Origin of the sequence: Pseudomonas sp. IT-P258, assembly GCF_949767825.1 — a bacterium.
Classification (GTDB): Bacteria; Pseudomonadota; Gammaproteobacteria; order Pseudomonadales; family Pseudomonadaceae; genus Aquipseudomonas; species Aquipseudomonas monachiensis.
The window spans coordinates 44,016-56,142 of record NZ_CATKPU010000065.1 but is presented as its reverse complement, the minus strand read 5'-3'; the positions used below and the strand labels follow the sequence as shown (position 1 = coordinate 56,142).

Genomic DNA, 12,127 nt, shown 5'->3' with positions numbered 1-12,127 from the left:
TATACTCATCCAGGTTACCCTCAGCCTTCAGGTACTGCGCGTGTCCAAGATGATGGTCTTTACGGGGAACGCTAACCCCGATCTGGCTCGGCGTGTTGTACGTCAGCTGCATATCCCTCTCGGTGACATCTCTGTCGGTAAATTCTCCGACGGCGAAATTACAGCCGAGATCAATGAAAACGTTCGCGGTAAAGACGTCTTCATTATTCAGCCGACTTGCGCTCCGACCAACGATAACCTGATGGAACTGGTAGTGATGGCTGATGCCTTCCGCCGCTCCTCGGCTACTCGTATCACTGCTGTTATTCCTTACTTTGGTTATGCCCGACAGGATCGCCGTCCGCGTTCCGCACGTGTGGCTATCAGCGCGAAAGTCGTGGCTGACATGCTTACCGTAGTCGGCATCGACCGTGTTCTCACGGTTGATCTGCATGCTGACCAAATCCAGGGTTTCTTCGATATTCCGGTAGATAACATCTACGGCTCCCCGGTTCTGGTGGATGACATCGAAGATCAGCGCTTCGAAAACCTGATGATCGTGTCCCCGGACATTGGCGGCGTCGTGCGTGCACGTGCCGTTGCCAAATCCCTGGGCGTGGATCTCGGGATCATCGACAAACGCCGTGAGAAAGCCAATCACTCTGAAGTGATGCATATCATCGGTGATGTCGAAGGGCGTACCTGTATTCTGGTCGATGACATGGTCGATACCGCCGGCACCCTGTGCCACGCGGCCAAGGCCCTGAAAGAGCATGGCGCAGCCAAGGTTTTCGCCTACTGCACGCACCCTGTGCTGTCGGGTCGGGCGATCGAAAACATTGAAAATTCCGTGCTGGACGAGCTGGTGGTGACTAACACCATCCCGCTGTCCGCTGCAGCACAAGCCTGTGCGCGTATCCGCCAACTGGATATCGCACCGGTAGTTGCCGAGGCGGTCCGCCGCATCAGCAATGAAGAATCGATCAGCGCGATGTTCCGCTAAGGGCCCTGCCCTTCTCGAAATGTCTCGTTGACGAAAAGCGCCCCGCCCCGGCATTCCTGTCGGGGCGGGGCTTTTTTGCCCATATCGCCTTTAGCGCTGGTCGCAAACGCTGGGGCGAGTGTGGTTATTTTGGAGATACAACATGAACGATTTTACCCTGAATGCTGAAGTGCGTTCCGACCTGGGGAAAGGTGCGAGCCGCCGCCTGCGTCGTCTCGCCGCCCTGGTTCCAGCTGTAGTTTACGGTGGCGAAAAAGCCCCTGAATCCATCAGCATGCTGGCCAAAGAAGTTGCCAAACTGCTCGAAAACGAAGCGGCTTACAGCCACATCATCGAGCTGAACGTTGGTGGCACCAAGCAGAACGTCGTGATCAAAGCCCTGCAGCGTCACCCGGCCAAAGGCCACGTGATGCACGCTGACTTCGTACGCGTAGTAGCTGGCCAGAAACTGACCGCTATCGTTCCAGTGCACTTCATCAACGAAGAAGCACCGACCAAGAAAGGCGGCGAAATCTCGCACGTTGTTGCCGAGATCGAAGTTTCCTGCCTGCCGAAAGATCTGCCTGAGTTCATCGAAGTCGACCTGGCTAACGCTGAAATCGGTTCGATCATTCACCTGTCGGACCTCAAGGCTCCTAAAGGCGTTGAGTTCGTTGCCCTGGCACACGGTGATGACAAGGCTGTTGCCAACGTCCACGCTCCACGTGTTGCTCCAGAAGCTGCAGAAGGCGCTGCAGAGTAATTTTACTCTGTACGCCGGAGTGACCGGAAACATCGCGGACTAGAGCATAGCGAGAAAGCGGGCGAGAACGCGGAGTTTACATCATGGTAAATGAGCAATTTTCGTCCACTTTCGCCGCTTTCCCTGATTGCGGCGATGTTATCCACCACTCCAAGGAAGGGCCCCTATCGTGACTGCCATCAAACTGATCGTTGGCCTGGGAAATCCAGGCGCTGAATACGAACAGACCCGGCATAACGCAGGGGCCCTTTTTGTTGAGCGCATCGCGAACGCACAAGGTGTGAACCTTGTGGCGGACCGCAAATATTTCGGCCTGACCGGGCGCTATTCGCATCAGGGTCAGGATGTTCGTCTGCTGATTCCCACCACGTACATGAACCGCAGCGGCCAGGCCGTGGCGGCACTCGCCGGTTTCTTCCGCATCAAGCCTGAAGAAATCCTCGTGGCGCACGACGAACTCGACCTGCCACCCGGCGTTGCCAAACTCAAGCAGGGCGGCGGCCATGGCGGTCACAACGGGTTGCGCGACATCATTGCGCAACTGGGCAATCAGAATACGTTCTACCGTCTGCGGCTTGGCATTGGCCACCCGGGCGTCGCCAGTATGGTTTCAAATTTCGTCCTGGGTCGTGCGCCACGCGCCGAACAGGAAAAACTCGATGCCAGCATCGACTTTGCCCTCGGCGTGCTGCCGGATATCCTCGCCGGGGAATGGAACCGCGCGATGAAAAACCTGCACAGCCAGAAGGCCTGACTCTAACTCCTCGGGGAAACACCATGGGATTCAATTGCGGCATCGTCGGCCTGCCTAACGTCGGTAAGTCCACCCTGTTCAACGCCCTGACCAAATCCGGGATCGCGGCCGAGAACTTCCCCTTCTGCACCATCGAACCCAACAGCGGTATCGTGCCGATGCCGGATCCGCGCCTGGATGCCCTGGCAGCCATCGTCAATCCAAAGCGCATCCTGCCAACCACCATGGAGTTCGTCGACATCGCTGGCCTGGTTGCCGGTGCGTCGAAAGGTGAAGGCCTGGGTAACAAGTTTTTGGCCAATATCCGTGAAACCGATGCCATCGCCCACGTGGTCCGCTGCTTCGAAGACGAGAACGTGATTCACGTCTCCAACAGCGTCGACCCGAAACGCGACATCGAAATCATCGACCTGGAACTGATCTTCGCCGACCTCGACAGCTGCGAGAAGCAACTGCAGAAAGTCGCTCGCAACGCCAAGGGCGGCGACAAGGACGCAGTGGTCCAGAAAGGACTGCTGGAGCAACTGATCGCCCACTTCACCGAAGGCAAGCCGGCGCGCAGCCTGATGAAGAACATGGGCACCGACGAAAAAGCGGTGATCAAGGGCTTCCACCTGCTGACCACCAAGCCGGTCATGTACATCGCCAACGTCGCTGAAGACGGTTTCGAGAACAACCCGCACCTGGACGTTGTTCGCGCCATCGCCGAAGAAGAAGGCGCCATGGTTGTACCGGTGTGCAACAAGATCGAAGCGGAAATCGCCGAGCTCGATGACGGCGAAGAGAAGGACATGTTCCTCGAAGCCCTGGGCCTCGAAGAGCCTGGCCTGAACCGCGTGATCCGCGCCGGCTACGAAATGCTGCACCTGCAGACCTACTTCACCGCCGGTGTCGAAGAAGTCCGCGCCTGGACCGTCCGCGTCGGTGCCACCGCACCACAAGCCGCTGGCGTGATCCACACCGACTTCGAAAAAGGCTTCATCCGCGCCGAAGTGATCGCCTACAACGACTTCATCCAGTACAAGGGCGAAGCCGGTACCAAGGAAGCCGGCAAATGGCGCCTGGAAGGCAAGGACTACATCGTCAAGGACGGCGACGTGATGCACTTCCGCTTTAACGTATAGTTTGCAGGTATTGACAACCACCCATCGTGAGCCAAGCTATGGACATACAGGTGGTTGTCTGAGCCTCGTACGGCCTTAGGAGTGCACGCCCTAGCGCTGTCGACGGCAGGGAGGTGTGAATGGCGTACCTTGAGTACGTGGACTTTCAACCTTGGCGCGAAATCCAGCCTGCTGGATTCTCTAACTGGGAACATGACCAGCTAGGGCTTCGCATTCCTGAATTACCGCAAATTTTCTGGGAAAGCGGCGAAAGCTGGACTGAGGCTAACCTTTGGGCCTTAGAGAAGCTTGTTAACCAACGCCGTGACATCGAGACCGCAAAGGGCTTGATGAAACATCTGCACCGCTATGCATGTTTCCTTGAAGACGCCAAATTAGACTGGCGCCATTTCCCAATGCGAAAATCCGAACGGGCGATTGTACGGTTTCGCGGTGATTTGATACGCCAAATCAAGATGGGTAGTCTAGCGGCAAGTACTGGCCAAGCGCGGATTAACGCGATTGTTCAATTTTATCGATTTACCGCTGCTCAAGACCTCATCACTCCCACCACACCGATGTGGCGTGAACACTCGATCGTAGTGCCCTATTACGATTCGCTTGGATTCAAGCGCTGCCTTCAGCGCACTTCTACTGACCTAGCGATTCCCAATCGCCCCGTTCCCGGCATTCGACTCGAAGACGGATTAACACCGCTCAGTGATTCACATATGACCGAGCTACTGCAATTCACCGCACGACATGAGACCAGAGTACTGCATCTCATGCTGACAATTGGCTTTCTCATTGGGGCTCGACTTCAAACAATCGCTACTCTTCGAATCGAGAATTTGGAAACCGCGAGACCTGATAATTATCTCGATAATTTCTATCTGATAAGAGTCGGTCCTGGCACCGGCGTCTCGACAAAGCTCGACGTTCAAGGTGATCTGTTAGTACCGACCTCGCTATATAATGGAATGAAAGATTATGCTTATTCAGTCGAACGCCTAAAGCGTGAAGCTAAAGCAGAGAACAGCAACAAATCAATTCTATTTTTAACTATAAGAGGGAAACCCTACCGCAATAGCACTATAGGAACATTGATGACAGGACTACGAAAAAAGTCTGCATCGACTGGCTTAAAATTCATGACCTCCTTCAAATTCCACCAGACACGAGCCACTTATGGAACCTGGCTAATGAAATTAGCTCTTTCCGTGACATCACCCGGCGCAGCAATAGAATTTGTAAAGAACGCCATGCTCCATAAACATGAAGCGACGACGTTTCGTTATATAAAATTTATTGAGACCTCTAAAGGAAAGCAGCGCGCAGCACAAGAATTCAACGAAGTATTTACCGGATTAAAAAACAGAAACTGGGATAATTATAATGCGTAAGCCCAGCCCGCTCCCAGATCTAACATTTGCAAGCCTAGAGTTCGCATTTCAACAGACGGAGTGGGATCTTTCATGCTTAGTTTACTTAGGTGCTGCTAAAGTCAAACCAAAAACCGCCAAGACAATGATCTATTTTGGTAAATGTGGATCTGCCCAACCCGATAGATTGGAACTGGTATCAAAAATCCATGAAGTAATCAACGATAAAATTATATCAGGCGCTAGTAATTTCACTACCCAAAGCTCAATTGCCCACTTCAGAAGGTTTTTTTCGTGGGCGGATGACAATAAGCTACCTCTAAATCCACATACAGTTCAGAACACATATCTGAGCTGGACTGATTTCTTAGTGTATCGAAATAAAATATTAAAAAATATCGCAGAAACAACGGCTTATTCTTTGGCCTCTGGAGTATCACGCATTCTTGATGATGTTCTGGACAGGAACTCACCTCTGATATCGCTAACGCGCCTGCGATCACCTAACTCGAAAAAGAGAGCTCAAGAGGTAAAAGTAGAAAAGCAAAACCTAGAAGACATGATTAAATTTGGGCATTTCCTACAAGATGTCTGCGATGCACTCTCCACTGAAACCGTTCTGAGGGGTTCAATTCCTATTCGCATACCATTACGTCACGGCGGAGAAATGATCGAGTGGTCGGGGTGGCATACAAAAAATCGCACTTTAAAAGAATATCTGCTTAATGACTCGTTATACCTGCCCCGCAACCTCCCCCCTGTAGAATTCGAAAGATCTATTACCACATTCAAAAACTGGGAAGCCGAAGGTACTCTGCGAACCCGCTCCCCCTTGGCGCGTAGAAGGGTTGAAGCAGAACTTCTAATGTTCATCAGCCAAACCGGCATGAACTTCACTCAGACACATCAACTGAAACTTCAAAAATTTTCTTACTCCAGTTATATCGATGGCTATCAAGTATATGATAGAAAACCACGAAGAGGAGGTAATGTACTGTTTCAAATTTTCAAAGATTACAAGCCGCATTTCGAGCGCTACTTAGATTGGCGAAGCACCTTATTCCCTGACACTGATTTAATTTTTCCACTAAGCCAACGACAAAATTACGACTCTGTGTTGCGCCCAACATTGGTTCTCCCACTAATATGTAAAAATCTTGGAGTGAAATTCTTCTCTCCCCAAAATATAAGAAACACGCGAGTCAACTGGATTTTGCGTAGAAGTGGCGATATCGATTTGACAGCTGAGATGGCTCAGCATCACGTAGAGACGTTGGTAAAAATTTATGAGCGCCCTAGCCAACAACGTGCGATTGGTGAAATCATGCGTTTTTGGTCTGAACATGATCCCAGCGAGGCAAGCACAGATCCGGTTGCACCTGGTAAATGTAATGGCAAACCCGTCAAAATAAAATCTATACCAACTGACACCCCGAAGCCAGACTGCCTTAGAGCCTCTGGCTGCATGCTGTGCGAACATCATCGCGATATTGACTGCTTAGACTATCTTTGGGCACTTGCTTGTTTCCGCCATCTTAAGATCATCGAATTATCAAAGTGGACAGCTTCGCAGCGCGAAGCTAAATCGAATCATGTCGAATATATTATTAATCGAATTTCTGAAAAACTCCGATGGTTTGGTGAATCGAACTCCACACGCCGAGCTTGGCTTGAAGAGTCTCTCAATAGAGTTGATGAAGGATACTACCATCCTGAATGGGCTCGAAGAATCTCAATGCTGGAAGGTGCTTCATGACTCAATCACTGGAAATTTTTGGGTTACGACGAACCAGCGATTGGTTGACACCAGCGCACCGCTCCTTTCGCCCACCTAGCTGGCCGCCACCGCGTGACTGGATTGTCAGTGAAGACCAAAGAGGTAATGTGTTGTCTCTATGGGGTGATTTTGTGTGGGATATCACGCCATGGGCTGGCGTATCAATGATTCTAAACTTTGGCGATGGCCCTAATCCAGGACGCTCAGAACGAATCGATTCAACAAACGCTGACTTACTGCGCCTCATCACAACCTGGCGTATGTGGGGAATTAAGTCATGCAGAAGCGCAAATGGAATGAAATCAGTTTTTCACATGTTCCGACGAATTATAGCACTCTGCAGTCAGAAAAAAATTCCCGCGTCAAAACTTTCGAAATCCCCAAAAGTCCTAGAAGAAATTTCAAAACGCATACCACCAAGTGAATACTCAACCACTATTCTAGAGCTACATAGACTGTGGGATGCCCGTACCCATCTTGGCTTCATACTTGTTGATTTAGCAGCTATTAAGCGCCTTGCCGCCGCCACCCCATTACATGACATAGAACAAACAGCATATATCCCTCCTCGAATCTGGTCCTACCAAGTTGCTCGCCTTAAACTTTGTCTTGACGAGTATCTACAAAACCAGAAATCCATAGAGGATTGCTTTGATTTTTGTACCGCTGCTTATACTCACAATTACGGGTCATTGAAATCCGCACTGACAAAAAAAATCAGGCACCTTTTACCGTTTGGCCAACACAAATACAAAAATAAGGGAAAGCGAACTGGAGCACGATATTATGGAAAGTTCCAGATCACAACAGATAGATACCACATTAGCGACCTTATCAAGCGATGGGTTGACACCCCTACAAAAGGAATCGAAATTAGAAACTTTTCTAACTATTTATCTTTAATTCAATATACAGGAATCGCTTATATAGCGAATTTCACATTACAAAGAATAACTGAGGTTTCCTCTCTCCGATCAGATTGCTTAATCTGGGAAAAAGATGAAAAGCTAGGTTGTATCCCGATAATTGTAGGCGAAACAACAAAAACCATATCGGATAGTGATGCTAGATGGCCGACCAGTCCAAGCGTTGAAGCAGCAGTAAAAGCGATGCATTCGGTTGCTCGAATGCGCATGATCTGTTCAGTGGAGGATCCAAAAATACAAGCTACCGAAAATGAAATAAACAACCCATATCTTTATGGATGCGCATCAGAACCTTGGAGTAGTAGAAACAATAGAACGAACACCTTTGGTGGTCGTGTCAACGTTAACGCATACAAAAACGCATCACGACAATTCAACCTTTTATTCGACGATGACAAACTCAGAATAACCGAAGAAGATTTGCGTATTGCAAGAATGCTCACTCCGAACCTGAGAGTTGACTTTAAGATTGGAGCGGTATGGCCTCTGTCATGGCACCAACTAAGGCGCACTGGTGCAGTTAATATGTTTGCTAGTGGCCTCATCTCAGACTCCAGTATGCAGTTTCTGATGAAACACACATCGAAAATTATGCCCCTTTACTATGGCCGAGGCTACACTAAACTCCTGCTAAACGAGGAGGTAGAAAAAGTCATTATCAGGGCAATGTATGAAACCATGCCCCTAAAGATATCAAATGCAATTGGTGAACGCTTTGTATCACCACTTGGAAAAGAACGTAAAGATGCTGTTTTGGTCAATCTGGTGAGTGATAAGGACGCGAAGCAATTGGTTTCAGCAGCACGGCGCGGCCTCATCCACTTTCGGGAAATACGTGTAGGTGTCTGCACTCATCGTGGTTCGTGCCCGTATGGAGGAATTGAATCGATCTCTCGATGCACTGGCGGTGATGGAGATGGTCCATGTGCTGATGCCCTATACGATCGCGAAAAGGCATCAGATTTTATGATTGAACTATCGATAATTGACAGTGAACTAGAAAAAAACCCAGTTGATAGCCCTCGACACAAAGCGTTGCTGGCTGAACGCCAAGGTATGGAGAACTTCTTAAATGTCGTCAGTGAATGAAAACCTTAGCGCTGAACAACGGTTTCGCCAGGCGTTTGAACGACTGAAAGCGGATAGCCCTAAGATCCTGATGCCCGGAACACCTGTATCTCAGAACAATGTAGCCAAAGAAGCCGCCTGTGATCCCAGCGCTCTGCGAAAATCCAGGTTTCCCTCCCTAGTTCGCGAGATTAAAGTCTATGTAGATATTAACAAGCGAAAGACCATCTCAAAAAGGAGAGACCAACTTCGAAAGCGTACCCTTCGGTCCGATCTCAAAAAACGACTGGACGTGGTGAAAGCCCAACGTGATTTCGCTCAATCCCAGCTAATCAGCGCCCAACAAAGAGTTATGGAGCTTGCATCAGAGCTATTTGAAATTAAAGAGTATCTCGCTACCTTAAAGCCGGTCCCGCTCATAAAATGATAATGGGCCCACTCAAACAGCGAAAAGTAAATGGTTCTTCCATCTTTCATTAATATGTTTACAAATGCCCGGAGATTAATCGCGACGCGATAGACCTCTGAAGAATTTTCATCTTAAGAACGTCCGCTTGGATAGCCTGCACTATCTATAGATCATACTGCATCGCCATTCCTTCTCGTTGCTAAATAGAGTGTTTCTTTCCCTCTTCCTTCATCACCGATCACGCCTTCATCGCCGTAAATATATGTGATGCCACCCTCGACTCCGTATACGAAAGTAAATCCGTTTGGATACGCATAGCGGTACACATATTCGAGTTGCTCCATTACCCATCGACCTTGCTGGTTAATGTGATGAGGGGTGACCAATAAGATGTTTGTGATGTGAGCACCGGCTGCCTCGTTAAGTAGAGATATCAGAACACTTTCGTTACTGATCATCGTCATGGTGCAGATATCGAAATCATCTTGGGGAGACGTCGTAGCTACATAGAACCAAGGTCGGTGAATCGTATGCTCCACATAACTCCAGGCGGATGGATCGGGTCCAAACAGCCCGAATTGGTCAATTTTTGCTTCCTGAAATGTCAAAAACATAAAATACACCCAAATTATACTGTGCACAGTATAGAACAATTTTGCTGCGACCGGCTTTATCGTTCCTTTTGCGAGTAGCGTGCATGCGATCGGAACTAAAACGGGCACTGGGCGCCTCGATGAAATTGTATCGTCTGAAAAAAAATATCCCGCAGGAATGCCTTGGGCCCAGTCAGCCATACATCAGCACTCTCGAAGCAGGTAGGGGCAGTGCGTCAATTGATAAAATCGAACAGATGGCGGGAGTCCTCGGCGTACACCCTGTCAGCATCATCTTGGCTGGCTATTTGTCGTCCGGCGACGACGTCACAACTGATCAATTGCTAGAGAGAATTCGTAATGAACTCCTTCAAATTGGTTTGTGAATGCTCCATCGAACGTCTGAAGCAGCCAATCTCGCTGGTCAAAAACTGGGCATAGGTTTGCATTTCTCGCGGACTTGCTGCAACCGCCCGGCTGTTTTGCCCCCGTAGGACTGCATGTCTTTTTCGCTGACCGAAAGAATGTGCTGCATCGATCCCATCCGATAGCGATTCAGTGCGGCACTAGCGGAACCCAACGCGCGGACTAGCTTTAGCCAGTTGTCCTTGATTTGGATCGACTGATCTTGAACCTCATCAATCTGCCCAGCGCGAATACCCCTAAAGCAACGATCAAGGCGGCAATAATGAAGAACCCGAGAACCATTCGACTGGCGATTCGGAGTTGTCTTGGCAGCATGAGCAATGTCCCTTTAACGAAATACTGCGATCCGGGGCTTGGCGGGATGCATGCACCGATGTTTAGTGAAAATCAGAGAGAGAACGTCAGCTCGTTGGTGAAATGACTCACCGACAGAACGTGACCAGCACCTTATATGTCGAAGGCTTCGCACATGGCTCCATGTCGACACTATTTCGCCGGCCCGCAACGTCACACCCCGTTCGGCTGCGTGCTGATACAGGGCCGATTACGAGCTCAGAGGGTCTGTAGCACTGTCACCAGACAGGCCTTTTGCATGGGTACACCATCCAAATTAACGACGGCAGTTTCGGCCAGCTCGCGCATAACTTGCAGGTCAACGCCTTCACAAATTGATTTGCCCACGACCAGCGCTTCAAAACCCACGTTGTCTGCAGCAAAGCTCGGCCACCCGACTGTTTTGCGGTTTGTGAAGCGTAAACGCACTATTTCGAAAGTCAGACATGTTGATCGAATGTCCTTTATGTCGACCGCTCGCCCTATCATCGGAGGGAGGTCTCGATCCACCACGAAAGCTATTCGCACTCGACAGTCACCGTGGTAGCAGCAGGTAATTGCAGGTGAACACCGCATTTATGCAGACGGGCTCTTTCGAGCTGTCCTACCGCCGGTCGCGACAGACTCGCTGTGCGCTGCACTTGGGCTATGGGATCTCCGCGGCTGAAATCGGACGGGCTTCACTGGTGGGTCAACGAGTTCATTACTCAGCCTTCTTGTGGACTCTACCTACCTGCTCTGTTGCCTGGCTGGTGTGGAGCTCAGTGACCACCAGAAATACACCATGAAATGGGCGTTCGCGCTGAGCTGTCTCATCTTGCTCGTTTGCTTGCTGCTGGCTTGTTCCCTCTGGTAGTAGGTGTTTGAGGTAACAACGAGAAGCGCTAATGAAACTGTTTCAAACAATGAAAAAGCCCGGAAATCGAAATGTTTCCTGGATTTTTTGCTCGTTAATTTAAGGTTGATTAACGATCGCTTCTCCACCAGAGCTCGAATGTCCGTTGTGAGTAATTTCCTACCGAACACGAAGGGCAGCAATCTGCCGATAGCCGAAGGTAAAGAAATGTTGTCTTTACGGCTATTTTCAGCACTTAAAGGAAACATTTCTTTTCTTTGCTGCTGGCTTTTTGGACAACGATGAAGCGCAGGACAACAATCGCACGTGCGGCCATGAACCGTCACCCTTCAGCTTTGACCAACGCGTCTCGTATTCTGACCCGCAGGAAACGACGACCCCAAGGCCTAGAATTATCAGGGACGGTTTTACTCCCCTTATTTCACCAGCCTCCTACACGCTTGGCTTTTCGTCGCCAAGCCATGTCTGCAGACAAATTATGTTTTTTTCATAATTGCGTATAAAGCCAAGCACCAAGGTTTTTCTACCAACCACGACCAGAAAAATTGCAATAGAAATCTAGAACATCTAACCATTCAACTGTTTTGGCATCTTCATTTTTACTCTTGCTTCGTGTATTTCAACTTTTGCTCTGGCTATAGCTTTGCCCCGTGTCGTGGGAGCGCCGAAGGTAAACCGCTGTTGGGGGACGACTATCAAGTGCTTCATGTTGCAGAATCGGGCGATTCAAATTGCGATTATTTATTGGCAAGTTTATGGCTTAGAAAACGTCATCG

10 protein-coding genes and 1 pseudogene are annotated in these 12,127 nt (G+C 49.5%); 10 read left to right on the top strand and 1 reads right to left on the bottom strand.

The genetic code is table 11. The features are described 5' to 3' along the window. The first annotated feature begins 40 nt into the window (after positions 1-40). The 8 genes from ACM6G4_RS20920 (at position 41) to ACM6G4_RS20885 (ending at position 9,161) form a co-directional block, all read left to right on the top strand. Positions 41-982 carry a ribose-phosphate pyrophosphokinase gene (locus tag ACM6G4_RS20920; protein WP_003171603.1) on the top strand — a complete coding sequence of 314 codons (942 nt, stop codon included), beginning with the start codon at positions 41-43 and terminating at the stop codon, positions 980-982. 142 nt (positions 983-1,124) lie between these two features. Next, positions 1,125-1,724, top strand: coding sequence for a 50S ribosomal protein L25/general stress protein Ctc (locus ACM6G4_RS20915; protein WP_056726277.1), 600 nt, complete (start codon positions 1,125-1,127; stop codon positions 1,722-1,724). Positions 1,725-1,893: 169 nt separating this feature from the next. Further along, on the top strand, positions 1,894-2,478 hold the full coding sequence (gene pth, locus ACM6G4_RS20910; protein ID WP_008037207.1) for an aminoacyl-tRNA hydrolase: 585 nt from the start codon (positions 1,894-1,896) through the stop codon (positions 2,476-2,478). A gap of 23 nt (positions 2,479-2,501) precedes the next feature. Beyond that, on the top strand, positions 2,502-3,602 hold the full coding sequence (gene ychF / locus ACM6G4_RS20905; protein ID WP_056726278.1) for a redox-regulated ATPase YchF: 1,101 nt from the start codon (positions 2,502-2,504) through the stop codon (positions 3,600-3,602). 119 nt (positions 3,603-3,721) lie between these two features. Next, positions 3,722-4,984, top strand: a complete 1,263-nt coding sequence (locus ACM6G4_RS20900) for a tyrosine-type recombinase/integrase (RefSeq protein ID WP_414914541.1) — start codon at positions 3,722-3,724, stop codon at positions 4,982-4,984. Then, on the top strand, positions 4,977-6,719 hold the full coding sequence (locus tag ACM6G4_RS20895) for a hypothetical protein (protein ID WP_414914540.1): 1,743 nt from the start codon (positions 4,977-4,979) through the stop codon (positions 6,717-6,719). Before ACM6G4_RS20900 ends, ACM6G4_RS20895 begins: the two co-directional genes overlap by 8 nt. Further along, on the top strand, positions 6,716-8,755 hold the full coding sequence (locus tag ACM6G4_RS20890; protein WP_414914539.1) for a hypothetical protein: 2,040 nt from the start codon (positions 6,716-6,718) through the stop codon (positions 8,753-8,755). The genes ACM6G4_RS20895 and ACM6G4_RS20890 overlap by 4 nt, the downstream gene beginning before the upstream one ends. Then, complete coding sequence (locus ACM6G4_RS20885; RefSeq protein ID WP_414914538.1) at positions 8,739-9,161, top strand: hypothetical protein; 423 nt, start codon at positions 8,739-8,741, stop codon at positions 9,159-9,161. Before ACM6G4_RS20890 ends, ACM6G4_RS20885 begins: the two co-directional genes overlap by 17 nt. Before the next feature lie 152 nt (positions 9,162-9,313). Here ACM6G4_RS20885 and ACM6G4_RS20880 read toward each other — a convergent pair whose 3' ends face one another. After that, on the bottom strand, positions 9,314-9,937 hold the full coding sequence (locus ACM6G4_RS20880; RefSeq protein WP_414914537.1) for a hypothetical protein: 624 nt from the start codon (positions 9,935-9,937) through the stop codon (positions 9,314-9,316). Positions 9,938-10,364: 427 nt separating this feature from the next. Here ACM6G4_RS20880 and ACM6G4_RS20875 point away from each other — a divergent pair, with 427 nt between their 5' ends. Then, on the top strand, positions 10,365-10,583 hold the full coding sequence (locus tag ACM6G4_RS20875; protein ID WP_414914536.1) for a hypothetical protein: 219 nt from the start codon (positions 10,365-10,367) through the stop codon (positions 10,581-10,583). 559 nt (positions 10,584-11,142) lie between these two features. Then, positions 11,143-11,351: pseudogene (locus ACM6G4_RS20870) on the top strand (citrate transporter); the annotation flags it as partial. Positions 11,352-12,127: the final 776 nt, after the last annotated feature.

What these genes read in the sequence shown, in the direction of transcription:
- ACM6G4_RS20915 (WP_056726277.1), top strand. Translation starts at nt 1,125, where the DNA reads ATGAACGATTTTACCCTGAATGCTGAAGTGCGTTCCGACCTGGGGAAA.
- ychF (WP_056726278.1), top strand. Translation starts at nt 2,502, where the DNA reads ATGGGATTCAATTGCGGCATCGTCGGCCTGCCTAACGTCGGTAAGTCC.
- ACM6G4_RS20900 (WP_414914541.1), top strand. Translation starts at nt 3,722, where the DNA reads ATGGCGTACCTTGAGTACGTGGACTTTCAACCTTGGCGCGAAATCCAG.
- ACM6G4_RS20895 (WP_414914540.1), top strand. Translation starts at nt 4,977, where the DNA reads ATGCGTAAGCCCAGCCCGCTCCCAGATCTAACATTTGCAAGCCTAGAG.
- ACM6G4_RS20890 (WP_414914539.1), top strand. Translation starts at nt 6,716, where the DNA reads ATGACTCAATCACTGGAAATTTTTGGGTTACGACGAACCAGCGATTGG.
- ACM6G4_RS20885 (WP_414914538.1), top strand. Translation starts at nt 8,739, where the DNA reads ATGTCGTCAGTGAATGAAAACCTTAGCGCTGAACAACGGTTTCGCCAG.
- ACM6G4_RS20880 (WP_414914537.1), bottom strand. Translation starts at nt 9,937, where the DNA reads ATGGCTGACTGGGCCCAAGGCATTCCTGCGGGATATTTTTTTTCAGAC.